This is a genomic window from Aminobacter aminovorans (genome assembly GCF_900445235.1).
Classification (GTDB): domain Bacteria; phylum Pseudomonadota; class Alphaproteobacteria; order Rhizobiales; family Rhizobiaceae; genus Aminobacter; species Aminobacter aminovorans.
The window spans coordinates 4900866-4925746 of record NZ_UFSM01000001.1 but is presented as its reverse complement, the minus strand read 5'-3'; the positions used below and the strand labels follow the sequence as shown (position 1 = coordinate 4925746).

22 protein-coding genes and 2 tRNA genes are annotated in these 24881 nt (G+C 63.3%); 16 read left to right on the top strand and 8 right to left on the bottom strand.

All coding sequences use genetic code 11. The annotated features are described in order from the left end of the window. Positions 1–93: 93 nt before the first annotated feature. From DY201_RS24285 to DY201_RS24275, 3 genes are all read left to right on the top strand, one after another. The gene (locus tag DY201_RS24285; RefSeq protein WP_115733437.1) at positions 94–645 is read left to right on the top strand and encodes a fasciclin domain-containing protein; all 552 of its coding nucleotides are present in this window, start codon (positions 94–96) and stop codon (positions 643–645) included. 194 nt (positions 646–839) lie between these two features. Continuing rightward, the gene (gene msrB, locus DY201_RS24280) at positions 840–1337 is read left to right on the top strand and encodes a peptide-methionine (R)-S-oxide reductase MsrB (protein ID WP_115733436.1); all 498 of its coding nucleotides are present in this window, start codon (positions 840–842) and stop codon (positions 1335–1337) included. A gap of 92 nt (positions 1338–1429) precedes the next feature. Then, the gene (locus tag DY201_RS24275) at positions 1430–1762 is read left to right on the top strand and encodes an antibiotic biosynthesis monooxygenase family protein (RefSeq protein ID WP_165916071.1); all 333 of its coding nucleotides are present in this window, start codon (positions 1430–1432) and stop codon (positions 1760–1762) included. Between the two features lie 35 nt (positions 1763–1797). Here DY201_RS24275 and yihA read toward each other — a convergent pair whose 3' ends face one another. From yihA to rpmH, 5 genes are all read right to left on the bottom strand, one after another. Further along, positions 1798–2460 carry a ribosome biogenesis GTP-binding protein YihA/YsxC gene (gene yihA / locus DY201_RS24270; RefSeq protein WP_067965613.1) on the bottom strand — a complete coding sequence of 221 codons (663 nt, stop codon included), beginning with the start codon at positions 2458–2460 and terminating at the stop codon, positions 1798–1800. Beyond that, positions 2457–3095, bottom strand: a complete 639-nt coding sequence (locus DY201_RS24265) for a CatB-related O-acetyltransferase (RefSeq protein WP_115733434.1) — start codon at positions 3093–3095, stop codon at positions 2457–2459. Before DY201_RS24265 ends, yihA begins: the two co-directional genes overlap by 4 nt. 358 nt (positions 3096–3453) lie before the next feature. Continuing rightward, entirely contained in the window at positions 3454–5271 is a 1818-nt protein-coding gene (yidC, locus tag DY201_RS24260) for a membrane protein insertase YidC (protein ID WP_115733433.1), read from the bottom strand. Between the two features lie 9 nt (positions 5272–5280). Next, complete coding sequence (gene rnpA / locus DY201_RS24255; RefSeq protein ID WP_067965606.1) at positions 5281–5649, bottom strand: ribonuclease P protein component; 369 nt, start codon at positions 5647–5649, stop codon at positions 5281–5283. A 16-nt stretch (positions 5650–5665) separates the two neighbouring features. Beyond that, entirely contained in the window at positions 5666–5800 is a 135-nt protein-coding gene (gene rpmH, locus DY201_RS24250) for a 50S ribosomal protein L34 (RefSeq protein ID WP_008833937.1), read from the bottom strand. A 352-nt stretch (positions 5801–6152) separates the two neighbouring features. Between rpmH and DY201_RS24245 the strand changes: the two genes are divergently transcribed. From DY201_RS24245 to DY201_RS24220, 6 genes are all read left to right on the top strand, one after another. After that, positions 6153–7640, top strand: coding sequence for a sensor histidine kinase (locus DY201_RS24245; RefSeq protein ID WP_115733432.1), 1488 nt, complete (start codon positions 6153–6155; stop codon positions 7638–7640). A 111-nt stretch (positions 7641–7751) separates the two neighbouring features. Next, positions 7752–7828: transfer RNA gene (locus DY201_RS24240), tRNA-Arg, on the top strand. Positions 7829–8257: 429 nt separating this feature from the next. Further along, a tRNA-Arg gene (locus DY201_RS24235) sits at positions 8258–8334 on the top strand. 89 nt (positions 8335–8423) lie between these two features. Next, positions 8424–9143, top strand: coding sequence for a transporter substrate-binding domain-containing protein (locus DY201_RS24230; protein ID WP_115733431.1), 720 nt, complete (start codon positions 8424–8426; stop codon positions 9141–9143). A gap of 434 nt (positions 9144–9577) precedes the next feature. After that, positions 9578–10222 (top strand): carbonic anhydrase, encoded by a 645-nt coding sequence (locus tag DY201_RS24225; protein ID WP_115733430.1) that lies wholly within the window; start codon positions 9578–9580, stop codon positions 10220–10222. A gap of 113 nt (positions 10223–10335) precedes the next feature. Then, a complete protein-coding gene (locus DY201_RS24220; protein ID WP_115733429.1) occupies positions 10336–11817 on the top strand; it encodes an aldehyde dehydrogenase family protein in 1482 nt (493 codons plus the stop codon). A gap of 75 nt (positions 11818–11892) precedes the next feature. Here DY201_RS24220 and DY201_RS24215 read toward each other — a convergent pair whose 3' ends face one another. Next, entirely contained in the window at positions 11893–13647 is a 1755-nt protein-coding gene (locus DY201_RS24215) for an ABC transporter ATP-binding protein (RefSeq protein ID WP_165916070.1), read from the bottom strand. A gap of 231 nt (positions 13648–13878) precedes the next feature. Here DY201_RS24215 and DY201_RS24210 point away from each other — a divergent pair, with 231 nt between their 5' ends. The 7 genes from DY201_RS24210 to DY201_RS24175 all read left to right on the top strand — a co-directional run bounded on the left by DY201_RS24210 (position 13879) and on the right by DY201_RS24175 (position 21679). Continuing rightward, positions 13879–14904: a BMP family protein gene (locus tag DY201_RS24210; RefSeq protein ID WP_115733428.1), complete on the top strand. Its 1026-nt coding sequence runs from the start codon at positions 13879–13881 to the stop codon at positions 14902–14904. A gap of 129 nt (positions 14905–15033) precedes the next feature. Further along, complete coding sequence (locus tag DY201_RS24205; RefSeq protein WP_425358748.1) at positions 15034–16581, top strand: ABC transporter ATP-binding protein; 1548 nt, start codon at positions 15034–15036, stop codon at positions 16579–16581. Positions 16582–16854: 273 nt separating this feature from the next. Continuing rightward, complete coding sequence (locus tag DY201_RS24195; RefSeq protein ID WP_115733427.1) at positions 16855–17904, top strand: ABC transporter permease; 1050 nt, start codon at positions 16855–16857, stop codon at positions 17902–17904. A 172-nt stretch (positions 17905–18076) separates the two neighbouring features. Continuing rightward, positions 18077–19018, top strand: coding sequence for an ABC transporter permease (locus DY201_RS24190; protein WP_115733426.1), 942 nt, complete (start codon positions 18077–18079; stop codon positions 19016–19018). Continuing rightward, positions 19015–20307: an amidohydrolase family protein gene (locus tag DY201_RS24185; protein ID WP_115733425.1), complete on the top strand. Its 1293-nt coding sequence runs from the start codon at positions 19015–19017 to the stop codon at positions 20305–20307. The genes DY201_RS24190 and DY201_RS24185 overlap by 4 nt, the downstream gene beginning before the upstream one ends. Positions 20308–20388: 81 nt before the next feature. Beyond that, the gene (locus DY201_RS24180) at positions 20389–20646 is read left to right on the top strand and encodes a hypothetical protein (protein ID WP_115733424.1); all 258 of its coding nucleotides are present in this window, start codon (positions 20389–20391) and stop codon (positions 20644–20646) included. Positions 20647–20758: 112 nt separating this feature from the next. Next, positions 20759–21679: a DMT family transporter gene (locus DY201_RS24175; RefSeq protein ID WP_115733969.1), complete on the top strand. Its 921-nt coding sequence runs from the start codon at positions 20759–20761 to the stop codon at positions 21677–21679. A 132-nt stretch (positions 21680–21811) separates the two neighbouring features. Here DY201_RS24175 and DY201_RS24170 read toward each other — a convergent pair whose 3' ends face one another. Together DY201_RS24170 and DY201_RS24165 are read right to left on the bottom strand one after the other, a co-directional pair. Next, positions 21812–22294, bottom strand: coding sequence for a CAP domain-containing protein (locus DY201_RS24170; RefSeq protein WP_245432086.1), 483 nt, complete (start codon positions 22292–22294; stop codon positions 21812–21814). A 143-nt stretch (positions 22295–22437) separates the two neighbouring features. After that, positions 22438–24879, bottom strand: a complete 2442-nt coding sequence (locus DY201_RS24165) for a GcvT family protein (protein ID WP_115733422.1) — start codon at positions 24877–24879, stop codon at positions 22438–22440. Positions 24880–24881: the final 2 nt, after the last annotated feature.

The following is a 24881-nucleotide window of genomic DNA, read 5'->3' as shown; positions in this document are numbered from 1 at the left end:
AAAATATTTCTCTCAAGAAAGTGAAACTAACTAATTTCGCGACCGTAATTCCTTGTGCCTTTCCAATTCGGGAAAAATCCAAGGAGTTACAATATGCGTAAGATTTCTCTCGCTTTGCTCGCCGGTGCCTTCTCCGCTCTCGCCACCTTTGCCTATGCCGAAAACCCGATGGTTGGTGGTGCTGCGATGTTCGCCGACAAGAACATCGTCGAAAACGCGGTCAATTCGAAGGATCACACCACGCTCGTCGCTGCTGTGAAAGCCGCCGGCCTGGTCGAGACGCTGCAGGGCAAGGGCCCTTTCACCGTATTCGCGCCGACCAACGAAGCCTTCGCCGCACTTCCCGCCGGCACGGTCGAGACCCTGCTCAAGCCCGAGAACAAGGACAAGCTGACCAAGATCCTGACCTGCCATGTGGTCGGGGCCAAGGCGATGGCAGCCGATGTCACCAAGATGGTCGCCGATGACGGCGGTGCCCACAAGGCAAAGACTGTCGGCGGCTGCGAACTGACGCTGAAGGCCGATGGCGGCAAGGTTACCCTGACCGATGAGAATGGCAACGTCGCCAATGTCACCATTGCCGATGTCGAGCAGTCGAACGGCGTCATCCATGTCATCGACAAGGTTCTGCTGCCCAAGATGTAAGCCCGGGGGGCAGCGTGGTTGTGCGACGCTGTCGCTCCCTGAGGCTCGCGCAATCGGCAACGCGCCCCGCAACGGTCACCGTTGCGGGGCGCGGTTTGCTGTGCGCCGGCCCGTCGGCTTGCGCGCCAAACCCTCAAGCCCTGTTGATTTCGTCGTGATGCGGTGCCGGCCTATGGTCGGCCAGGAGAAATGCCATGGACCGCCGTACATTCCTGCTAGGCAGTGCCGCGATCGCCGTCCTCGCCGGCTTTGTCGTCTCGAGGCGATTGACCATCGCCGCCCCGGCGTTGGCTGAAAATTTCGAAGTCACCAAGACAGATGCCCAGTGGCGGGCAATCCTCTCACCCGCGGCGTTTGCGGTGCTGCGCCAGGAGGACACCGAGCTGCCAGGGTCGAGCCCGCTGCTCAACGAACATCGCAAGGGAACGTTCAACTGCGCCGGCTGCGACCTGGCCGCCTATTCGTCTGATACCAAGTTCGATTCCGGCACCGGCTGGCCGAGCTTCTGGGACGCGTTGCCCAATTCGATCGGCACCAACGCCGATACGTCGCTGCTGATGACCCGCACCGAAGTGCATTGCCGCCGCTGCGGCGGTCATTTCGGCCATATCTTTGACGATGGCCCGCCGCCGACCGGCAAGCGCCATTGCATCAACGGACTGGCGCTGTCCTTCAGGCCAGTTGCAGCCTGATTATTTTCCCAAAATGTCTCTTGACCTCAAGATATATTGAGGTTGCATGAATGCGCTCTCACGAGAACCAGAATCGAAAAAGGAGAGCGGCAATGAGCCAGAATGCAGAGAATAAACAGAATGGCCCGGTGGCCTTCGTCAACATCTTCACCCTGAAACCGGGCAAGCTGGACGAGTTCATCGCCCTGCAGAAGATCAACCTGGATCGTTCGATAGGCAATGTGCCGGGCTGGCGCGGCAGCCGGCTGCACCGGGCGATCGACGGCGACACGGCGATCATGATCAGCACCTTCGACACGGTTGCCGATCACCGGCGCGTGCACCAGACGCAAGGTTTCGCCGAGCATATCGCCAAGGTCGGACCGCTGATCGAGAGCGTGACGCCGGCTTATTATCAGCTCGTCCACGAGGTCACCCAGGCATGATGCGGATCGTCTCCGCAATCGCCCGGCGGCTGGGATCAGCCGCCGTTGACCACCAGCGCGATCGCCGCGCGCAACTCGTCCAGGCCTTCGTTCTTCTCGGATGAGGTCGCCAGCACGGTCGGAAAGGCAGCGGCGCGTTTCTTGATCTTGAGCAATGTGTCTTCAATCAGCGGCTGCACGCCGGCGGCCTTGATCTTGTCGGTCTTGGTCAGGACGATCTGGTAGGAGATTGCCGCCTTGTCGAGCAAGGTCAAGACTTCCTCGTCGTTCTTCTTGATGCCGTGGCGGGAATCGATCAGCAGATAGACACGCTTGAGCGTCACCCGGCCGCGCAGATAGTCGAACACCAGCTTTGTCCAGGCGTCGACCTGTTCCTTCGGCGCCTGGGCGTAGCCGTAGCCGGGCATGTCGACCAGCGCCATCGGGGGCAGGTCGCCTGCCTCCCCGGAAAAGCCATCCGGAACGAAGTAGTTGAGCTCCTGCGTGCGCCCCGGCGTGTTCGAGGTGCGGGCCAGGCCGCTATGGCGAACCAGTGCGTTGATCAGCGACGACTTGCCGACATTCGATCTGCCGGCGAAGGCGATCTCCGGCGGCCCTTCCGGCGGCAGGAACTTCATGGATGGCACGCCACGGATGAAAACCCAAGGGCGCTTGAAGAGCTCGGCATCCACCGTGCGATTGGTCGTATGTTCGTTCAAGCCGCTGCCTCCAGCAGAGAAATATCCGAGCCGCGAATGGCCTTGAGGTTGCGGCCGATCTTGTCCACCGGCCAATCCCACCAGGCAATCGTCAGAAGTCGTTCGATGGTCTTGTCGTCGAAACGCTTCTTGACCACGACGGAAGGATTGCCGGCTACGATCGCATAAGGCGGTACGTGTCTGCTGACAACCGATTTCGCAGCAATGATGGCGCCATGGCCGATATGGACCCCTGGCAGGATCACCGCTTCCATGCCGATCCAGACGTCGTTGCCGAGCACAGTGTCGCCGCGAACCTCCTGCTGCCAGGTGGCAAGGTCGAAGCCTTCCTCCCAGCCATGGCCGAAGATATTGAACGGATAGGTCGAAAATCCTGACATAGCGTGGTTGGCGCCGTTCATGATGAAGCGCGCGCCTTCGGCGATGGCGCAGAACTTGCCGATGATCAGCTTGTCGCCGATGAACGGGTAGTGGTGCAGCACGCATTTCTGCTGGAACAGGTCGGGTCCGTCGGGATCGTCGTAATAGGTGAAGTCGCCGATTTCGATATTTTCGGCGTCGACGAGGGACTTGAGGAAGCCGACGCGCTTGTGCATCGGTATCGGGTGCTTGATGGCAGGGTTAGGTCCATGCATGGCGTTTCGTCCCCATTGCTGCGCGTCAGTACCAGTATAGCGCGATCCGCGACGAAGACATCGGCGGCGATGATCTTCGAGATCTGGTTTTACGCAGCTGGAGACAGGTTTGTTCGGCCGGAATGCAAACCGGGGTTCCACAAGGGCTTGCGGAACCCCGGCCTTTGCCGAGACGGTTCAATTCTGACCGGGGGGGATGGTCAGAAACCGCCACCCCGCAGCTGATGCTTGAGAGGCATCGCTCAGCTACGCTGCCACCTGGAAAAAAGTTTCAGCTCCCGGTTGAAGAAAAGTCAGGTTCCTCACAATGCAAAAAAGCCCCGGAATTTCCGGGGCTTTTTTCGTCTCGACCGCCCGGCTATTCCGCCGGTGTCGGTTTCTTCTTGAACAACGCCATCAGATTGTCCCAGAGCTCGATCTTGGCGCCCTGGCGCTTCATGATCACGCCCTGCTGCAGGATCGACAGCGAGTTGTTCCACGCCCAGTAGATGACGAGGCCCGCCGGAAACGACGCCAGCATGAAGGTGAACAGGATCGGCATCCAGGTGAAGATCATCGCCTGGGTCGGATCCGGAGGCGTCGGGTTCATGCGCATCTGCAGGAACATGGTGACACCCATGATCAGCGGCCAGACGCCGATCATCAGGAAGGCCGGCACGCCCCATGGCAGCAGGCCGAACAGGTTGAACAGCGAGGTCGGATCCGGTGCGGCCAGGTCGTGGATCCAGCCGAAGAACGGCGCATGGCGCATTTCGATGGTGACGTAGAGCACCTTGTAGAGCGCGAAGAACACCGGGATCTGGATCAGCACCGGCCAGCAGCCCGCCAGCGGGTTGATCTTCTCGGTCTTGTACAGCTCCATCATCGCCTGCTGCTGCTTCATCTTGTCGTCCGCGTATTTCTCGCGGATTTCCAGCATCTTGGGCTGCACCATCTTCATGTTCGCCATCGATTTGTACGACTTGTTGGCGAGCGGGAAGAAGATGGCCTTGACGATGACGGTGGTGGCGAGGATCGCCAGACCGAAATTGCCGAGCATCTTGTAGAGCGTGTCGATAAGCCAGAACATCGGCTTGGTGATGAAGTAGAACCAGCCCCAGTCGATCAGAAGCTCGAATTGGCGGATCTGGCGGTCCGCTTCATAAGCGTTGATCTTGGCCACTTCCTTGGCGCCAGCGAAGACCAGCGTCTCGACGGTCGCCGATTGACCAGCGGCGACCGTGATCGGATCGGTCATGAAGTCGGCCTGGTAGCGCGGGCGGCCGTCCTCGAAATAGGAGAAGCGCGGCTGGAACGGCTGCTTGCCCGAAGGCACAAGTGCGGCAGCCCAGTACTTGTCGGTGATGCCGAGCCAGCCGTCGGTCGACTTTCCAGGCAGAACCTGCTTGTCGTCCTCGATGGTGGCGTAGTTGATTTCCTGCAGGCCCTCGGTGCCGGTCACGCCGATCAGACCTTCGTGCAGCACGTAGGTCGAGGCATGCAACGGCTTGTCGAAGCGGGTGAGGCGGCCGTAATTGGACAGCGCGACGTCGGTGCTGCCGGCATTCGCCACCGTATCGGTCACCGTGAACATGTAGTTCTGGTCGACGGCGATGGTACGCTTGAAGGTCAGGCCCTTGTCGTTGATGTAGGTCAGCGTCACCGGCGTTGCCGGTGTCAGCGTCGCATTGGGCTCGGCAGTCCAGACGGTGTCGGGACCCGGAACCGCGCCGGTCGCCTCGCTGCCGACGAAGCCGATTTCGCTGTAGAAGCCGGCTGGCAGCGCCTGCGGGTTCAAAAGCTCGATGACGGGTGAATTCGGTTCGACGGCGACGCGGTAGTGCTTGAGGCTGATGTCGTCGATGCGCGCGCCGGTCAGATTGATCGAACCCTTGAGGCTCGGTGTGTCGACCGGGATGCGGCCGGATGCTGCAATCGCCTGGGCGCGGTCGACAACGGCGACCTGCGTCGTCGGTGCGCCGGGGACACCGGCCTGCGGCGTCGCGGGCATGCTGACGCCGGTGCCCGGTGCGGCCCCAGGCTGCGCGGCCGGCGTCTGCTGGGTCACGCGCTCGGCTTCGATGCGCGCGGCTTCGCGCTGCGATTCGACGCGGGGGTTCATATAGAACACCTGCCAGAGCGTCAGGATCAGCACCGACAAGGCGATGGTGATGAAGAAGTTACGGTTGTTTTCCATCGAAAGCCCTTATCGCGTTCCGCGAATGCGCCGAGAAAGTTCGGCCGTGATCTGGCCGAAGGGGGCGGTGAGCACGTCTTCGCGCCCGACGATCACATAGTCTTTGCCGGCGGCCATGTCACCTGCGGCATGTGTACGAACGGCTTCCCTGAGGCGCCGCTTGACGCGATTGCGGACAACCGCGTTGCCGACCTTCTTGGTGACGGTATAGCCGACGCGCGGCCCCGCACTGTCGTCGCGATCCAGAACCTCGACGAGAAAAAACCGCCCGCGCCGCTTGTCACCGCGGCGGACGGCCAGAAACTGTTTTCTTTTCAGAAGCCGTTCGGGGCCGCGACCATGCGGAGCAGACCCCTCTGGCTTGCCGTCAGCGGGCAAGGTTCCCGCCTATGGCTTAGGCGGAAAGCCGCTTGCGGCCGCGGTTGCGGCGAGCTGCGACGACGCCACGACCACCCTTGGTTGCCATGCGAGCACGGAAACCATGACGGCGCTTACGGACGAGTTTGGACGGCTGATAGGTACGCTTCATTTGTTTTTACACCGCGGCGTGCGGCCCTTCTTGATTCTGTCACTTTGTAACAGGAGCTTGGCTCAGCTTGCTTCGACGCGATCAAAAACCGCGACGGAAGCGGGTCCCGAGCGTGTGCGGGCTTATAGAAAGAAGGTACCGCGAAGTCAATCCGCCCGTGCCGGCGCCACCGAAGGTTGATTCGCACCGCAGAAGACAGGGGGACAGCGCGTAGGTCCGGACATTTTGCAGTGCGGAATTTGCAACTGCGCTGCGATCGCCTATCTTTGCAATAAAGGGGACGCAAGGCAGTTCGTGCTCATTTTAGCCCGAAGCGCATCATTCCCGCACTGGCCTCGCAGCAAAGAACAGCATGACTGAAGCAGCCGATACCGGTGTATTTCCCGGAAAACAGGCGGACCGTTCGGTTCCGCTTTCGCGCGGCCTGTCGGCCAAGCTGCTGCTGCTGACCATCGCTTTCGTACTCTTCGCTGAGGTGCTGTTCTTCCTGCCCTCGGTGGCAAGCTTCCGTATTCGCTGGCTTGAGGAGCGTCTGGCCACTGCCGCTGCGGTCGCCACGATCCTGGTGCAGGGCGACCCGACCACACTTTCCCGCGCAGCCCAGAACGACGTGCTGGCGGCGATCGGCGCCAAGGCGATTGCCGTGCGCGACGGCGGCGCGTCCCGCCTGCTGGTCGTCGCCGACATGCCGCCCGAGGTCGACGAGCATATCGACATCGCCAAGGAAGGCGTGCTGGACTCGATGCCTGATGCCATCGACACGCTGTTGTTTGGCGGCGATCGCATGCTGCGCGTGTACGGCCGGGTCGGCGAGAGCGCCAAGGAGTTCGAGCTCGTCATCCCGGACTACCGGCTGCATCGCGCCATGCTCGCCAATGCGCGCTACATCGTCTTCGTCTCGCTCCTGATCTCGCTGTTCACCGCGGCACTCGTCTATGCCGCCATCGATCGCATCATGATAAAGCCCATCCGCACCATGACGCGCTCGATGCTGACCTTCTCCGATGCCCCGGACAATCCTGCCGGCGTCATCGTTCCCGAGGCCCGCTCGGACGAGATCGGCCTCGCCGAGCGCGAGCTGGCAGCGATGCAGACGCATCTGCAGCGGATGCTGCACGAGCAGAAGCATCTCGCCGACCTCGGTCTTGCCGTGTCCAAGATCAACCACGACATGCGCAACATCCTGGCGTCGGCCCAGCTGATGTCCGACCGCCTGCGCATGGTCAAGGATCCAGCCGTGCAGGCATTCGCGCCGAAGCTGCTGCGGACCCTCGACCGCGCCGTCGCCTATTCGGAGAACGTGCTGTCTTACGGCCGCGCCCAGGAGCCGGCACCGGCGCGCCGGCGCCTGCGGCTCAGCCAGCTTGTCGACGATGTGCATGGACTGCTCGGCCTCGAACCCGATTCGGGCATCGAGTTCTTCAATGCCGTCGACACCGAATTCGAGATCGAGGCCGATCCCGACCAACTGTTCAGGGTGCTGACCAATCTGTGCCGCAACGCCGTGCAGGCGATGGCCGGTGCCGCCGACAACGCCATCGTCAATCGCCTGACCGTCTATGCCGAGCGCGAGGGCAGCGTCAGCCGCATCCTCGTTGCCGATACCGGCCCCGGCCTGCCGCAAAAGGCGCGCGAGAACCTGTTTGCGGCCTTCCGCGGATCGGCCCGCAGTGGTGGCACCGGTCTTGGCCTCGCCATCGCCTACGAGTTGGTGCGCGCCCATGGCGGCCAGCTGGAGCTTGTCGAGAGCGCCGGCGGTCGCACCGTGTTTGCGGTCACCATCCCCGATCAGCCGGTTCGCCTCGATGAGGCGCGCCAGGGCATGCGCCGTCCGGCCTGATCAAAAAACTTTGCCGGCGGCGGCTTGCATTTCCCAATTCGAGCCGTTAGGTAGCGCCGGTCGCTGCAGTCGATTGACCGCAGCGTGTTGGCCGTTCACTCGGCCTGATGCGCGCCCGTAGCTCAGCTGGATAGAGCACCAGACTACGAATCTGGGGGTCAGAGGTTCGAATCCTTTCGGGCGCGCCATCTTCTCCTTATGACAACCGCCTCTGCCTCACGACAATCTCTATGCGCATGCTCGTGCCGGTCCGGCAGGGCATGAGGTGACCCGAGGGGCGTGGAGGATTCGACCTTGGCGAAAGCGCTGACGATATCGCAGCCATGACTGCCGCGGCGCTGAACGGCATCGAGGACATGCCAGATGCTGGCGCTGGTCTCGATGACGGAACGCGGCTGTTCATGCGGCTTCTGCGGGAAGCGGCATTGCGGTGAACGTTGCGGGCCGCCGCCTGATCAACTTTTGCCGCGCCTCCCGTCGCGTCACCGGGCGCCGACAGCTTTTCCCAGAAAGTTTGAACAGGGCGGCTTGCAATTCGCCAAGTCAGCGGCTAGTTAGCGCCGGTCGCTGCGGTCGATTGATCGGAGCTTCCCGGCCGTTTCTTGATGGCCTGATGCGCGCCCGTAGCTCAGCTGGATAGAGCACCAGACTACGAATCTGGGGGTCAGAGGTTCGAATCCTTTCGGGCGCGCCATTTTCTCCCCTCTGGGAATCGATTGCAGGGCCTTCGCCACGGCGCCGGCAATCGTATGATGCCGCGGCCGAACACGCTGCAGGTCCGCCATGAAATTTGCCTATCTGATCGAGCCGCCCTTCAACTTTCGGTCCGACGACGGGGAGGTGACGGGCTGCGACGTCGAACTGGCCCGATCTATCCTTGCGGATGTCGATGCTGGTGGCTTCGAGCCCGTGGAAACCGAGTTCGCGCAGCTGTTGCCGGGCCTGGCTGCAGGCAAATGGCGAATGACCACCGGTCTCTTCGCCACTGCCGAGCGCCGGCGGGTCGCCTCATTCAGCAGGCCGATCTGGGCTTTGTCCGATGGCCTGCTCGTCAGGAAACACAACCCGAAATGTCTGGCCGGCTATCTTTCAATTGCAGGTGACAACTCGGTCAGGCTTGCCGTGATCCGCGACCAGTTCCAGCATCGGTCGGCTGTCGATTTCGGCGTGCCGGACCATCGGATCTCCATTTTCGAATCCTATGCCCAAGCGGCTGAGGCGGTGATCAACGGAGCGGTCGATGCCTATGCAAGCGTCGGGCGTGCGCATACCGGCTTCGTCGAACAGCACCCGCAGGCCGAACTGGACCTTGTCATTGTCCCGCGGGAAGAAAAGCCGCCCGCCTTTGGATCATTCGCCTTTGCCAGAGAGGACAATCAGTTGCGTTGCGCCGTCGATGACGCGCTGGCGGTATTTCTCGGCTCGGACAAACATCGTGCGATGATGGCGCGGTTCGGCTTCAGCGAAGGCGAAGTCGATTTGGTTGCCAACTGGACCGAGTGAACATCCGTTCGTCGCCCACAGATCAGCTGACCGTGTTTTCCTTCTTGTGCTCGCAGTCCCCGCCACTGCCCTGGCCGCTTGGTCGCGGACAATTTTCGCCGGTACACTCCTGGGCCTGGGCGCGAGTGATTGCTATTGGCCAACTGGCGCTGGTGGCAAGGAGAATGGCGATCGAGAAGGCTGAAAGGAGCAGGCGCATTACATCTCTCCTTATGGCTTGGGGCGACCGGATGCCGGCAATCCGGCCGGTCGGCGCGGCATGATCGTCGGCGCACGGCAATCAGGCTGCCCTTGCGGCAGCATAGCGCAAGTGACGTTGCAATAACACATCGCTGTGGTCGGCTGACGGTGGGGAAAGAATGCCGCAGGGCGGCGTCGCAGCACCACCGCATTTGCATTTGCCGCGACGGCCGTTTTTGTTTAAGGCGGTGCTCATGTCGCATTTGCCCGAGACCCTGCTCGCCGGTTATCGCAACTTCATGAACGGTCGCTACGCGGCCGAGACGGACCGTTACAAGTCCCTGGCGCGCGAAGGCCAGTCGCCCGAGACCCTGGTCATTGCCTGCTGCGATTCCCGCGCTGCACCCGAAACCATCTTCGATTCTGGCCCCGGCGAGCTGTTCGTCGTCCGCAACGTCGCCAATCTCGTGCCGCCTTATTCGCCGGATGGCGAGTTCCACTCCACGTCGGCTGCACTCGAATTCGCCGTGCAGGCGCTGAAGGTTAAGAACATCGTCGTCATGGGTCACGGCCGTTGCGGCGGTATCCGTGCCGCGCTCGACCCCAATATGGCGCCGCTCTCGCCTGGCGACTTCATCGGCAAGTGGATGAGCCTTGTGGCGCCGGCTGCCGAAACTGTGACCAGTAACACGATGATGACGCAGACCGAGCGCCAGACGGCCCTCGAGCGCATCTCGATCCGCTACTCGATCGCCAATCTGCGTACCTTCCCATGCGTGAAGATTCTGGAGCAGAAGGGCAGGCTGGAGCTGTTCGGCGCCTGGTTCGACATCTCGGCCGGCGAGCTGTGGGTCATGGACCGCGAAACCGGCGATTTCGAGCGTACCTCCATCGCCTGACGCTGGTGGCTGGCCCCATCTCAGAGACTTGAATGGCCTGACGTCTCCGGCCTAGCTTTGCGCAGCAGCTCTGGGCGCCCGTGCCCGTGGCTGAGCCGGCGAGGAGCCAAGCCATGACGATTGCCAAGCCCCGCCATTTGCTCGATGGCAGCCACCGCCGCATGTTCATCGGTGGCGCATGGGTGGAAGCGGCGTCCGGGCAGACGATGGAAACGCGCAATCCTGCCACCGGCGCCGTGATCGCCACCGTGCCGCGTGCCGGCAAGAAGGACGTCGAGCGCGCCGTTGCCGCTGCCCGCAATGCGTTCGATGGGCCATGGAGCCGTTTCAAGCCGCATGAGCGGCAGAAGCTGCTGCTGAGGATTGCCGATCAGTTCGAGCGTCACTGGGAAGAGATTTGCGTCTCCGACACCACCGACATGGGTCTGCCAATCGCCCGAGCGCGGGCCAATGCCAACCGTGTCCTCGGCATGCTGCGCTACTACGCCGGCATGGCGACAGCGCTGCACGGCCAGACCATCGACAATTCGTTGCCCGGCGACATCGTCTCCTATACCCGCAAGGAGCCGGTAGGCGTCGTCGGCGCCATCATCCCGTGGAATGCCCCGACGGCCGCCTCGGTCTGGAAGATCGGCCCGGCTCTGGCCACGGGTTGCGCCGTTGTGCTGAAGCCGTCGGAGGAGGCACCTCTGACGCCATTGCTTATCGCTGAATTGATGGCCGAGGCCGGCGTGCCCGACGGGGTCGTCAATATCGTCACCGGTACCGGCGCGGAGGCAGGCGCGCCGCTCGCCGAGCATATGGGCGTCGACAAGATCGTCTTCACCGGCTCGACAGTGACCGGCCAGAGCATCGTCCGCGCCTCGGCCGGCAACCTCAAGCGCGTCTCGTTGGAGCTTGGCGGCAAGTCGCCGGTCATCGTCTGCGCCGACGCCGATCTCGAGCGCGCGGCGCCGGTCGCCGCCATGTCGGTCTTCGCCAATTCCGGCCAGATCTGTATCGCCGGTTCCCGGCTGTTCGTTGCGCGATCGATCCACGACGAGTTCGTTGCGCGTCTCGCCGTCTATGCGGCTGGCTTGCGCATCGGCAACGGCATCGACCCGGAGACCGAGATAGGCCCCCTGATTTCGCCGCGGCAGCTGCAGCGTGTCGAGGGTTATCTGCGGGCAGGTGCAGAGGAGGGTGCTCGGCTGGTCACGGGCGGCGCCAGGCTGTCGCAGGGCGCGCTTGCGGCCGGAAACTTCGTCGCCCCCACCGTCTTTGCCGGCGTCTCCGACACCATGCGCATTGCACGCGAGGAAATTTTCGGCCCGGTGATTTCGGCGCTGCCCTTCGATACGCTCGACGAGGTGGTGCGACGCGCCAACGACACGCCTTACGGCCTGGCTGCCGGCGTCTTCACCCGCGATCTTGCTACCGCACACCAGCTGTCGCGGCGGCTGCAAGCCGGCTCGGTGTGGGTCAACACCTATCATGCCATCGATCCGGCGGTGCCGTTCGGCGGCTACAAGATGAGCGGCTACGGTCGTGAGGGCGGTGTCGAACACCTCGACGAATATCTCAACACCAAGGGCGTATTCATCCGCATCGACTGAAGGCGTGCCAACCAAAAAAGCCACGCCCGGCTGCCGGTCGCGGCTTCTTTTTTCGACGCTGCCGTCTACACTTGTTCAGTCCATCAGCTGGAATTCGTAGAGCCTGCGGTAGAGACCTTCTGCCTCGATCAGGTCGACATGGCGACCCTGCTCGACGGCCTTGCCGTCCTGCATCACAACGATGTTGTCGGCCTGGTGAACAGTCGACAGGCGGTGCGCGATGGCAATCGTCGTGCGCCCGGACGAGAGTTTCTCCAGCGCCTCGCGGAACAGCGCTTCGGACTCGGCGTCGAGAGCGCTGGTGGCTTCGTCGAGCAGCAGAACATTGGCATCGCGAAGGATAGCGCGGGCGATCGACAGGCGCTGCTTTTGGCCACCGGAGAGCAGGGCGCCGTTTTCGCCGACCTGCGTGTCATAGCCACCCTTTAGCGCCATGATGAAGTCATGCGCATTGGCTGCCTTGGCGGCTGCGATCACCTCTTCATCGCTGGCGCCGTCGCGGCCAAGGCGAATGTTGTGCATGATCGTTCCGGAGAACAGGAACGTGTCCTGGCTGACATAGGCGATGCGATCGCGCACCGAATGCAGTGTCGCGTGAGCGATGTCCTGCCCGTCGAACAGCACCTGGCCGCTGTTGGGATCGTACATGCGCATGATCAGGTTCATGATCGTCGACTTGCCGCTGCCCGACGGGCCGACCAGCGCCGTCATCTTGCCGGGCGGGAAGGTGAGATCGAGGTCACGCAGCACCGGCTCGCCATCAGAATAGGAAAAGCTGACATCCTTGAGCTCGATCTTGCCCGAACCTGGCACAAGAGCTTCCGCGCCGGGCTTTTCGGCGAGCGTCAGCGGTCGGTCGGTGAGCTCGAACATCATGCGCACGCCAACCAGGCCCGCTTCCAGCGAGACACGGAAGCGGGCAAGCCGCTTGGCCGGCTCGTAGGCCAGCAGAAGTGCCGTGATGAACGACATGATGCTGCCCGGGGTCTGGCCGCCCTGGACGACGAGATAACCGCTGACCAAGACCACGCCGGCAATGGCGAGGCCGGCCAGCGTCTCCATGATCGGGCTGGTGCCGGCTTCGAGAGCCGCGATGGAGTTGGCGCGCCTTTCGACGTCGGAGACGGCGCGGTGCATGCGGACGCGCATCGCCGCTTCGAGGTTGAACGACTTGACGATCCTGACGCCGATGGTCGTTTCCTGCATCACCTGCACGATCTGGGCCAGGGACATGAACTCGGCCTCCATGATCTTGCGCACGCGGCGCAGGATCATGTTGACACCGAAGATGGCGATCGGCCCGACGATGAAGGCAACCAGCGACAGCACCGGTTGCTGGTAGATCATCACCGCTACGAGGCCGATGAGCGAAAACAGGTCGCGCACGAATGATGTGACGATGACGTCGAGTACCGCGCGCGCTGCCTGCGCGTTGTGCGTCACGCGGGTAATCAGGTCGCTCGAAGGTATCGAGTGGTAGAAGGATATGCCCTGGGCCAGGATGCGATCGTAGATCTTGCGCTGGCGGTCGGCGATGATCGAATTGCCGACCCGGCTGAGGAAGAACGCCTGCACGAACGTCGCGACACCCTTGAGGATGAAGATCCCCGCGACCATCGCCGCGATCATGTAGACGCGGTTGATGTCCTTGCCGATGACGAATTCATTGGTGATGTCCTGCATGATCCAGGCGCTGGCCGCCGTCATCGCGGCCACCACCAGCATCGCGACGATGGCGATGCCATAGCCGACCGCGTGCTGGCGGAACGACTCCCTGACCAGCCTCCAGATCAGAAGATGATTCTGCGTCGGGCGAAAAAATCGAGGCAAATCAATAAGTCCCTTGGGCAATAGTCTCCCGCGCCGGCCTGTATAGAGCACCTGTCAGCGAAGGGAAACTGCCGTTGATCTTTGACTTCGGGCGTACTGTCGCAGCCGCCACGGCACGGTGGACAGTCGGGAGCTCCAGATTGCCGCTGTCGGCGATTTCGCATACCGTTGACCGAACGATAAAAAGTCGCCTTCGCCAAAGAAGACCAAAACCAGCCAGAGGTGGATCGTATGCACAGCAATTCCAGCAATTCGGGCATTTCCAGACGCACCCTGATCAAGGTCGCCGGCGCGTCGGCCGCGGTCGCCACGGTGGGCGTGCCCGGCCGTCTTTTCGCCGCCGACCCGGTCAAGGTCGCGGCCGTCTACACCGTTCCGGTCGAGCAGCAGTGGGTCAGCCGCATCCACAAGGCTGCCAACGCCGCCAAGGACCGTGGCGAAATCGAATATGTCTATTCGGAAAACACTGCCAACAATGACTACGAGCGCGTCATGCGCGAATATTGCGAGGCCGGCCACAAGCTTATCCTCGGCGAGGTCTTCGGCGTCGAGGACGCTGCCCGTGCGGTGGCCAAGGACTATCCTGACGTCGCTTTCCTGATGGGCTCGAGCTTCAAGCCCGATGCCGCCGTGCCGAACTTCTCGGTCTTCGACAACTACATCCAGGACGCCTCTTATCTCTCCGGTATCGTTGCCGGCGCCATGACCAAGTCGAAGAACATCGGCATGGTCGGCGGCTATCCGATTCCCGAGGTCAATCGCCTGATGAACGCCTTTATGGCGGGCGTGAAGGAAGTGGCCCCCGACACCAAGTTCCAGGTCGCCTTCATCGGCTCGTGGTTCGATCCGCCCAAGGCCAAGGAGACCGCCTTCGCCCAGATCGACGGCGGCGCCGACCTGCTCTACGCCGAACGCTTCGGCGTGTCTGACGCGGCCAAGGAAAAGAAGGTGCTTGCCATCGGCAATGTCATCGACACCCAGGCCGACTATCCAGAAACCGTGGTCGCGTCGGCGCTGTGGCACTTCGAACCGACGCTCGACAAGGCAATCGCCGAAGTGAAGGCCGGCACCTTCAAGGCCGACGACTATGGCGTCTATTCCTTCATGAAGAACGGTGGGTCGTCGCTGGCGCCGCTCGGCACCTTCGAAGGCAAGGTGCCCGACGAGATCAAGGCCAAGGTCGCGGAGAAGGAAAAAGCGATCAAGGACGGTTCGTTCACCGTCGAGATCAACGACGCCGAGCCGAAGTCGAGCTAGAGCCGTTTCCTTCTCCCGGTCACGGGAGAAGGTGGCCCGAAGGGCCGGATGAGGGGCTGAGCCAGCTCTCGACGGTTCGCGCTGCCCCTCACCTGGCTGCCGCCATCCTCTCCCCCGGGGAGAGGAGCCTTGTCCGCAACGCCGGCCCCGATCGTCAACGTGACCAAGATCGTCCTCAGTCTTTCCGGCATCACCAAGCGTTTCGGCCCGCTGACGGCCAACGACGCCATTTCCTTCGAGCTGAAGCGCGGCGAGGTGATCGCGCTGCTTGGCGAGAACGGCGCCGGAAAGACGACGCTGATGAACATCCTGTTCGGCCACTATGTCGCCGACGAAGGCACGGTCGAGGCGTTCGGCAAGCCGCTGCCGCCGGGTGATCCGCGCGCAGCTCTCGATGCCGGCATCGGCATGGTGCACCAGCATTTCACCCTCGCCGACAACATGACGGTGCTGGAGAACATCGCGCTCGGCACGCAGAGCCTGTGGCAGGTGCGTCTCGACAGGACTGCGGCGCGCCGGCGCATCGAGCAATTGTCGGCCGATTTCGGCCTGACGGTCGATCCCGCCGCCACTGTCTCCACGCTTTCCGTCGGCGAGCGCCAGCGCGTGGAAATCCTCAAGGCGCTCTACCGTGACGCCCATGTGCTGATCCTCGACGAGCCGACGGCGGTGCTGACGCCAGCCGAGACCGACGCATTGTTCCGGACGCTTAGGCTGCTCGTCGCCAAGGGCCTGTCGATCATCTTCATCTCGCACAAGCTCCATGAGGTCATGGCCGTCAGCGACCGCGTGCTGGTGCTGCGCGCCGGCCGGCTTGCTGGCGAGCGCGAAACCAAGGCCACCGATCGCAAGGAACTGGCCGCACTCATGGTCGGCCAGGAAGTCAAGCCGGCGGAGGTCAGCCCGGCCAATGTAGGTGCACCGCTACTGGTGCTCGACCGGGTCTCGACCGCGCGCCACAATGGTGCCGGCCTCGATGAGGTGGCGTTGACCCTCAGTGCCGGCGAGATCACCGGGCTTGCCGGCGTTTCCGGCAACGGCCAGGCAGCGCTCGCCGCGCTCATATCAGGCACCCAGCGCCCGACGGGCGGCCGCATCTCGATCGGCGGTCAAGCTGTTGGCGATTGGTCGCCGCGCGCAGCGCTTGGCCATGGCATCGCCCGCATCCCCGAGGATCGCCACGCTGTCGGCACGATCGGCGACATGAGCGTCACCGAAAACGTCATCGCCGAGCGCTACGGCAGTTCGCGCTTCAGCCGGATGGGCTTTCTCGACTGGAAGGCGGCGCGCCGTTTCGCCGAGGAAGTCATCGCCGACTATGACGTCAAATGTCCGTCGCCCGAGGCACGCATCCGCCTGCTTTCGGGCGGCAACATGCAGAAGTTGATCCTCGGCCGGGCGCTTGATCCGGAGCCCGCGGTCATCCTCGCCAGCCAGCCGACACGTGGCCTCGACGTCGGCGCGGTGGCTTATGTCCACCGCATGCTGCTCGCCGCACGCGAGCGCGGGGCGGCGGTGCTGCTGATTTCGGAGGATCTGGAGGAAATCCTGGCGCTATCCGACCGCATCGTCGTGATGTCCAAGGGACGGCTGTCCGCGCCGTCGTCGCGCGGTGAGCGTACCATCCGCGAACTGGGAGAATTGATGGCAGGCCATGGCGGGGAGCAGGCGGCGTGAGGACCGAACGCGTCTTTGTTGGAGTGATGCTCCACGCCACCCCCCTCTGTCCTGCCGGACAGTCCCCCCGCAAGGGGGGAGATCAGCCTCCATTGACACCCGCGCCAATCTCCGACGCAGGACGAGGGTGGGGGCGGAAGCTGCCAATTGCCAATGGTTCAGGACGACCGGCCAGGGTGACGCTGCCAATTCCCCCCTTTGTGGGGGAGATGTCCGGCAGGACAGAGGGGAGCGCTGTCCCGCAGCCGTCTCAAGCCATTGGAAGGCAACAGCATGCGGCTTGAGCCCAAACCAGCGCCGTCACTGGCGGTCACCTTGCTGTTCCCGCTGGCGGCGATCGTTGCCACGCTGCTGATCACCTCGCTGCTGGTGCTCGCCGCCGGCGCCTCGCCGCTGTCGGTGTTCTACCTCGTCGCCAAGGGCGCGGCCGGCTCGCAGTTCGCCTTGCTCGAAACGCTGACGCGTGCGACGCCGCTGATCTTCACCGGCCTTGCTGTTGCCGTCGCCTTTCGCGCCAAGCTTTGGAACATCGGCGCCGAAGCTCAGCTCTATGTCGGTGGCATTGTCACCGTCGTGCTCGGCACCGGCGCGCTGCCGCTGCCCGCGCCCGTCCTGATCCCCGTCATCATGGTCGCAGCCATGGCCGCAGGCGCGGCTCTCCTGCTTGGCCCGGCCGTGCTGAAGACCCGCTTCGGCGTCGATGAGGTGGTGACCACGCTGCTGCTCAATTTTATCGTTTTGCTGTTCGTATCGATGTTGCTGGAAGGCGTGCTCAAGGACCCGATGGGGCTGGGCTGGCCGCAGTCGCAGAAGGTCATCGCCGAGGCGCAGCTGCCGCGCATCATCCAGGGCAAGCGCTTGCACTACGGCTTTGTCATCGCCGTCGTCTCGGCCATCGTCGTCTGGGTCATCATGAAGAAGACCGTTCTGGGCTATGAGATGCTCGCCGTCGGCCACAACCCCGAAGGCGCGCGCTTCGTCGGCATCCCGGTCAACCGGGTGCTGATGAAGACAGCGCTTCTGTCGGGCGGGCTCGCGGCACTCGCCGGCTTCTCCGAAGTGTCGGGCCTCAAGGGCAACCTGACGCTGGACCTGTCGCCGGGCTATGGCTACTCGGGCATCGTCGTCGCCATGCTGGCGATGCTCAACCCGCTCGGGGTGATTGCCTCGGCGATCTTCGTCGCCGGCATCTTCGTCGGCGCCGACGCCATGAGCCGGGTTGCCAAGGTGCCGAGCTACATCGCCGACGTGATGGTCGCGACGTCCCTCTTGACGATGGTGGTGGCGATCCTGCTGACGCGGTTCAGGGTGAGGTGGAGGTGATGATGCTTGCGGCAGCTCCCTCTCCGGACCTTCGGGCCAGCTCTCCCCAAAGGGTCGAGGGAACGCAGCTTCAACGCTGGCGCCTCTCCAGCTTGGCTTCCTCGCCTCTTTGGGGGAAGGTTCCGGGCGCAGCGAGGCGGAGTGGGGCACCTATGGCCGCCGGGAGCCATTGATGGACGCTTTTGAAATCCTCTTCACCGCTTCCTTCTGGGTCGCCGCCATCCGCATCGCCTCGCCGCTGATCTTCGCCACCATGGGCGAACTGATCTGCGAGCGCGCCGGCGTGCTCAATCTCGGCATCGAGGGCATCATGACGGCCGGCGCCTTTGCCGGCTGGTTCACCGTCTATGCCGGCGGCGATCTGTGGACAGGCGTGCTGGTCGCGGCTCTTGCGGGGGCCATGTTCGGCCTGTTGCACGCAACGCTGACAGTGCCGCTTGGCCTGTCGCAACATGTCGTCGGCATCGGGGTCACGCTGCTTGCCACAAGCCTCACCTATTTCACCTACCGCTTGGCGCTGCCGGAAGTGACCTCGCCGCCCAAAATCGAGCCGTTCCAGCCGTTGCCGATCACCGGCCTGTCGAAGATTCCTGTCGTCGGCGAGGCGCTGTTTTCGCAGACGCCGCTGACCTATCTCGCCTTCCTTACTGTCGCCATCGTTGCCTGGGTGCTCTACCGCACACCGGTCGGTCTTGCCGTCCGGGCCGCCGGCGAAAACCCTTCGGCTGTCGAGGCGCAAGGCATCTCCGTCACCGCCATCCGCATGGGCGCGGTGATGGTCGGCAGTGCGCTGATGGCTGTCGGTGGCGCTTTCCTCACCATGTCGGCGTTCAATTCGTTCTTCTTCGAGATGATCAACGGCCGAGGCTGGATCTGCATCGCCCTGGTCGTGTTCGGCTCGTGGCGGCCGGGCAAGGCGCTCGTCGGCGCCATCCTGTTTGCCGCCTTCGACGCCTATCAGGTGCGCCTGCAGCAGATGTCGGGCGGCATCGTGCCCTACCAGGTGTTCCTGATGATGCCTTATGCGCTGTCGATCCTGGCCCTGATCCTGGTGGCGCGCCGCGCCACCTATCCGAAAGCACTGATGATACCGTACCAGAAAGGCGAAAGATGAGCTTCGACCTGATCGTCAAGGGTGGCACGCTGCCTGATGGAACCGTGGCCGACATCGGCATCAAGGGCGACAGGATCGCGGCGATCGAACCGAAGATCGACGCTTCGGCCGGCGAGGTCGTCGACGCTTCCGGTAACCTCGTGTCGCAGCCCTTCGTCGACCCGCATTTCCATATGGACGCGACGCTGTCCTATGGCCTGCCGCGTATCAACGCTTCAGGCACGCTGCTCGAGGGTATCTCCTTGTGGGGCGAGCTCAAGCCGCTGCTGACGCATGAGGCGGTAAAGGAGCGTGCGCTCGCTTATTGCGACTGGGCCGTGTCGATGGGCCTGCTCGCCATTCGCACACATGTCGACACCTGCGACGACCGCCTGCTCGCCGTCGAAGCCTTGCTCGAGGTCAAGAAGCAGATCGCACCCTATATTGACCTGCAACTCGTCGCCTTCCCGCAGGACGGGCTCTATCGCTCGCCGACCGCCCGCGACAATACCCTGCGCGCCCTGGACATGGGAGTCGATGTCGTCGGCGGCATTCCACATTTCGAGCGCACCATGGCCGACGGCACCCGTTCGGTGACCGAACTGTGCGAGATCGCGGCGACACGCGGCCTGATGGTCGACCTGCATTGCGACGAGACCGACGATCCGCTGTCGCGCCACATCGAACAACTCGCATACGAGACCCAGCGGCTGGGTCTGCAGGGCAGGGTGGCCGGATCGCACCTGACGTCGATGCATTCGATGGACAATTATTACGTCTCGAAGTTGCTGCCGCTGATTGCGGAAGCTGGCGTATCGGCGATCCCCAACCCGCTCATCAACATCATGCTGCAGGGCCGCCATGATACCTATCCCAAGCGCCGCGGCATGACCCGCGTGCCGGAGATGCTGAAGGCCGGCATCCGTGTCGGCTGGGGCCAGGACTGCGTACTCGACCCCTGGTATTCACTCGGCACCGCCGACATGCTCGACGTCGCCTTCATGGGCCTGCACGTCGCCCAGATGTCCTCGCCCCAGGACATGCGCCGCTGCTTCGACATGGTGACGAAAGTCAATGCCGAGATCATGGGCCTCGACCATCTCGGGCTCGCAGTTGGCAAGACTGCCAGCCTGGTCGTGCTCGATGCCGGCAACCCTATCGAGGCGGTGCGCCTGCGGGCCGAGCGGCTATGCGTGATTGCCAAGGGCAAGGTCGTGGCCGAGCGGCCGAAGCGTGACACGGTACTGTCGATCAAGGGCCGCCCGGCTAGCATCAACCGCCGCCATGTGGTGCCGCCACAGGCGAGTTGACCTATCATGGCGCGTGGCTGACAGTCACAAAAAAGTCTACAACAGAACTCAAGATTCGCAGCGTTGCGGAAGGAGCAGGTCATGTTGTCGAGGTCGGTTTTCCTGGGTTTCGTGGCGGCTTTGCTTGCCGGCTGCGTATCGGTGGAAGAACAGCGAGCCCGCGACGAAGACAAGTGCCGCTCCTACGGCTTCACCAAGCGCAATGACGCCTTCGCCGAGTGCCTGCAGCGCATCGAGCTCGACCGTCGCGCCGAGTTTCGCCAGAGCAAGTCGGCGTTCGACGATTGGAACCGGCCTGTCGTGGTCTATCGCCCGGTCGTCGTTGCGCCCAGGCCGTAACCGATGGTACTGCGACGGAGCAACGCATGGTCCAGGCCAGATTGCTCTCGCCATCGACGTTTCTAGCGCATAGACAGCCGTGATCCGGGCCCGTCGCCCGGCGGATGGCATCATGACTTTTCGACAAGCCCTCGCCCTCCCGAAGAACAACATGGTTCTTGCGGGCATCCTGCTCATGTTGCTGGGCGACTTCATGTTCGCGCTCAACGACGCCATGGGCAAATGGCTGGTCACCAGCTTCTCGGTTGGCCAGGTGTTGTTCATCCGCTCGATCGGCGCCTTCATCATCCTCGGCCCGATGATTGTCAGGCAGGGGCTTGGCCCACTGACCAATGTCGAGCGCCCCGGCCTGCAGGTGCTGCGCGTCGTGCTCGCCACCGCCGACACCGCCTTCTTCTATGCTGCAGTCGCTTATCTGCCGCTGGCCGATGTCATGACCTTCTACATGGCCGGCCCGATATACATCGCCGCCCTGTCGCATTTCTTCCTTGGCGAAAAGGTCGGCTGGCGCCGCTGGCTTGCCATCGTGCTCGGATTCTGCGGCGTGGTCATCGCGCTGCGCCCATCGACGGCTTCGCTGTCCTGGCCGTCGCTCTTCGCGGTCGTCGGCAGCATGTCCTTTGCCATCAGCCTGATCCTCAGCCGCAAGCTGCGCGCCACCAACGACACGACCCTCGTCACCTGGCAGACGGTCGGCGCCTTGATCATGGGTGGCATCCTCGCCGCCTCCGACTGGCAGCCGGCAAGCGCCGTCGACTGGTCGGCAATGCTCCTGCTCGGCGTCGTCGCCTGCGCCGCACATCTTCTGATCACCCGGGCGCTCAAGCTCGCCCCTGCTTCGGTGCTCGCGCCCCTGCAATACACGCTGCTGATCTGGGCCGTGGTCATGGGCATCGCCTTTTTCGGCGACTATCCGGATGCGCAGATCCTGATCGGCTCGGCAATCATCGTCATCGCCGGCCTGTTCATCTTCCACCGCCAGAAGTTGGTGGACAAGGCCGAGCCCGAGACGGTGCCGACCAGCGTGCACTGAGGGGTATCCTTCCCCAATGTCCCAGCTTTAGCCCCTCCCCAGAAGCGCGAGGGGACTAGGCCTGCTCTCGGCAATGAGGTGTGACCGGCGGATGCTCGGATTACCTCCCCCTGCAGGTAGGAGGCTATCGACCTACCGCCCCAGCACAAGCGCCCAATAGCGCCTGTCGCTGCCCTTGCTCTCGCGCACATAGGCGAGGCCGAACTTGCCGAAGCGCGGGTCGAGCATGTTGCGGCGGTGGCCGGCGGAGTTCATCCACATCGAAAACAGCTTGGCTGGCTCCATGCCGCCATGGGCAATGTTTTCGGCCGCAGCGCCCTCGACGCCGCCATCCTTCATGCGCGCGGCAAAATCCTTGCCCCAGCCGGTGGTGTGCTCCATCTTGCCGCTGCGCGCCATGTAGGCGGCCTGCTTTAGTGCGGCGCGCTCAAGCGTGGAATCAGGGCTGAGCGGCGGCAAGCCATGCTCCGAGCGTATGGTCTGCAGATAGGCGATACCGGTGGCTGAAGCGCCGGCGCCGTCACCGGCGATGTTGGAGCCGGTCTGGCAGGCGGCCAAAAACAGCAGCGACCCGAAGGCGGTCGCCCGCATAAATGTGCCTGTCAGTCGCGCCATGATCTGGTCCTTGTCTGTCGTCGTCGACGACCGTTGATAAGGCAGATCATGGCTTTTTGGCGAGCTAGACGTCGGTTGTACGGCGTGGTTTGCGACCGCGCGCCGTCCGTTCGGACACTCGAACCCGGTTTTGCCGCTGCGCGCTATGCCTTCACCCTTGCAGCATCAGGATCGAACAACGGCTCGAGATGGATCTTCGCCGCCACGCGCTCCATGGCTACCACAAGCTCGTAGCTGCCACCTGTAAGGAAGGCGTCGTCGACGCCGCCGGCGTTTCTGACATAGCCGAAGCCGATGTTCTTGCCGACGGTGTAGCCATAGCCGCCGCTGGTCAGGTAGCCGACCGGCTGGCCGTCGCGCAGGATCGTCTCTCGACCAACAAGGACGACATCCTTGTCGTCGACGGTAAAGCAGGCGAGGCGCTTGGTCAGAGGCGCATTACCGAGCTTTTCCAGCGCCGTGCGGCCGAGGAACTCGGTGTCCTTCCTGAGCTTCACCGCCCAGCCGAGGCCGGCCTCGAACGGCGTGTCGTTAGGCGTGATGTCCGAGCCCCAGGCGCGATAGCCCTTCTCCAGCCTGAGTGACTCCAGCGCGCGGTAGCCGATGGGGCGGATGCCGTGTGGCTTGCCCGCCGCCATCAGCGCGTCGAACACCTCGCCGGTGGCACTGATCGGCACATGCAGTTCCCAGCCAAGCTCGCCGACATAGGTGACGCGCAAGGCCCGGACGGTGGCGCCGGCGATCGTGATCTCCCTGACATGGCCGAAGGGGATGGCGGCGTTGGAGACATCGGCATCGGTGACCGCTTCGAGCACCTTGCGCGCATCCGGTCCCATCAGCGACAGCGTGCCGAACTGCTCGGTCACATCAACGAGCTTCGCGTCCAGCCCTGAAGGGATGTGGTCGCTGATCCAGGCGAAGTCGTGGGTACGGAAACCGGTGCCGGTGACGATGTATAACTTGTCGTCGGCCAGCCGCGCCACGGTGAGGTCGGCCTCGATGCCGCCCCGCGTGTTGAGCAACTGCGTGTAGGTCAGCCGTCCCAAGGGCTTCGACACGTCGTTGGCACAGATGAAGTCGAGTGCCTTTTGTGCGTCCTTGCCTGTCATCTCGTATTTGGCGAAGGACGACTGGTCGAACACGCCCACTGCCTGGCGCACGTGCCTGTGTTCGTGGCCTACAGGCTCGAACCAGTTTTGGCGCCCCATGGCGTAGACGTCCTTCGCCTCCATGTCCTCGGGCGCGAACCAGTTGGGTCGTTCCCAGCCGAGCTTGGAGCCGAAGACCGCGCGGTGCTTTTTCAGTCGCTCATAGAGCGGCGAGACGATGTAGGGACGGCCGCTGGCATACTCCTCGTGCGGATAGCCGATGGTGTAGTGCTTGCCATAGGCTTCGAGTGTACGGTCAGACACCCATTGCCGGTCGCGATGCAGGCCCGAGAAGCGCCTAATGTCTACGACCCAGAGGTCGAGCGGCGCCTCGCCGTCGACCACCCACTGCGCCAGCACCCAGCCGGCGCCGCCGCCCGAAGCGATGCCGAAGGCGTTGAAGCCGGCGCCGACGAACATGTTCGAACATTCCGGCGCCACGCCGAGGATGAAGTTGCCGTCGGGGGTAAAGCTCTCGGGGCCGTTGATCATCTGCTTGACGCCGACATCGCCTAACCCCGGCACGCGCTCGATCGCCTGCAGCATGTGCTGCTCGAAGTGATCGAAATCGTCGTCGAACAGGCGGAATTCCCAGTCGTTGGGCACGTCATCAGTCGTCCAGCCCTGCGGGTTCGGCTCGTAGCCACCCATGACGAGCCCGCCGACTTCCTCCTTGAAATAGGTGCGGCGGTCTGGGTCGCGCAGCGTCGGCGCGTCGGTGGCGAGCCCCGGCAATTTCTCGGTGATGATGTACTGGTGCTTCACCGGCTGCAGCGGAACGTTGATGCCGGCCATTGCACCCACCTGCCGCGCCCATTGCCCGGCGCAGTTCACCACCTTGTCGCAGGCGATGTCGCCCTGGTCGGTCATGACCTTGAGAATGCGACCGTCCTTCATCTCGAAGCCGGTCACCCGCACATTCTCGAAAAGCTTGGCGCCGTGCATGCGTGCGCCCTTGGCCAGCGACTGGGTGATGTCGGAGGGGCTCGCCTGCCCGTCGGTCGGCAGCCATGAGGCGCCGACTAGGTCCGAGGTGTCCATCAGCGGCCACATGCGCTTGACCTCCTCCGGCGACACCAGCTGCATGTCCATGCCGAAGCTTTTCGCCGTCGTTGCCAGCCTCTTGTATTCGGTCCAACGGTCCTGGTTGGTGGCGAGCCTCAGGCAGCCGGACATCTTCCAGCCGGTCGCGAGCCCGGTCTCGGCCTCCAGCCCCTTGTACAGGTCGACCGAGTATTTCAGCACACGGGTGATCGAGGCCGACGAGCGCAACTGCCCGACCAGCCCGGCCGCATGCCAGGTCGAACCCGAGGTCAGCTTGCCTTGTTCGAGCAGGATGACGTCGGCCTTGTGGTCGCGTGCCAGGTGATAGGCCGTCGAGCAGCCGATGATGCCACCGCCGATGACGACGATCTGCGCGTGCGATGGGAGGGCCATGG

Bases quoted from the DNA above. Each gene is read 5' to 3' on its own strand.
- DY201_RS24285 (WP_115733437.1), top strand. From the start codon at position 94: ATGCGTAAGATTTCTCTCGCTTTGCTCGCCGGTGCCTTCTCCGCTCTC.
- msrB (WP_115733436.1), top strand. From the start codon at position 840: ATGGACCGCCGTACATTCCTGCTAGGCAGTGCCGCGATCGCCGTCCTC.
- DY201_RS24275 (WP_165916071.1), top strand. From the start codon at position 1,430: ATGAGCCAGAATGCAGAGAATAAACAGAATGGCCCGGTGGCCTTCGTC.
- DY201_RS24265 (WP_115733434.1), bottom strand. From the start codon at position 3,095: ATGCATGGACCTAACCCTGCCATCAAGCACCCGATACCGATGCACAAG.
- yidC (WP_115733433.1), bottom strand. From the start codon at position 5,271: ATGGAAAACAACCGTAACTTCTTCATCACCATCGCCTTGTCGGTGCTG.
- rpmH (WP_008833937.1), bottom strand. From the start codon at position 5,800: ATGAAGCGTACCTATCAGCCGTCCAAACTCGTCCGTAAGCGCCGTCAT.
- DY201_RS24245 (WP_115733432.1), top strand. From the start codon at position 6,153: ATGACTGAAGCAGCCGATACCGGTGTATTTCCCGGAAAACAGGCGGAC.
- DY201_RS24230 (WP_115733431.1), top strand. From the start codon at position 8,424: ATGAAATTTGCCTATCTGATCGAGCCGCCCTTCAACTTTCGGTCCGAC.
- DY201_RS24225 (WP_115733430.1), top strand. From the start codon at position 9,578: ATGTCGCATTTGCCCGAGACCCTGCTCGCCGGTTATCGCAACTTCATG.
- DY201_RS24220 (WP_115733429.1), top strand. From the start codon at position 10,336: ATGACGATTGCCAAGCCCCGCCATTTGCTCGATGGCAGCCACCGCCGC.
- DY201_RS24210 (WP_115733428.1), top strand. From the start codon at position 13,879: ATGCACAGCAATTCCAGCAATTCGGGCATTTCCAGACGCACCCTGATC.
- DY201_RS24195 (WP_115733427.1), top strand. From the start codon at position 16,855: ATGCGGCTTGAGCCCAAACCAGCGCCGTCACTGGCGGTCACCTTGCTG.
- DY201_RS24190 (WP_115733426.1), top strand. From the start codon at position 18,077: ATGGACGCTTTTGAAATCCTCTTCACCGCTTCCTTCTGGGTCGCCGCC.
- DY201_RS24185 (WP_115733425.1), top strand. From the start codon at position 19,015: ATGAGCTTCGACCTGATCGTCAAGGGTGGCACGCTGCCTGATGGAACC.
- DY201_RS24180 (WP_115733424.1), top strand. From the start codon at position 20,389: ATGTTGTCGAGGTCGGTTTTCCTGGGTTTCGTGGCGGCTTTGCTTGCC.
- DY201_RS24175 (WP_115733969.1), top strand. From the start codon at position 20,759: ATGACTTTTCGACAAGCCCTCGCCCTCCCGAAGAACAACATGGTTCTT.
- DY201_RS24170 (WP_245432086.1), bottom strand. From the start codon at position 22,294: ATGGCGCGACTGACAGGCACATTTATGCGGGCGACCGCCTTCGGGTCG.
- DY201_RS24165 (WP_115733422.1), bottom strand. From the start codon at position 24,879: ATGGCCCTCCCATCGCACGCGCAGATCGTCGTCATCGGCGGTGGCATC.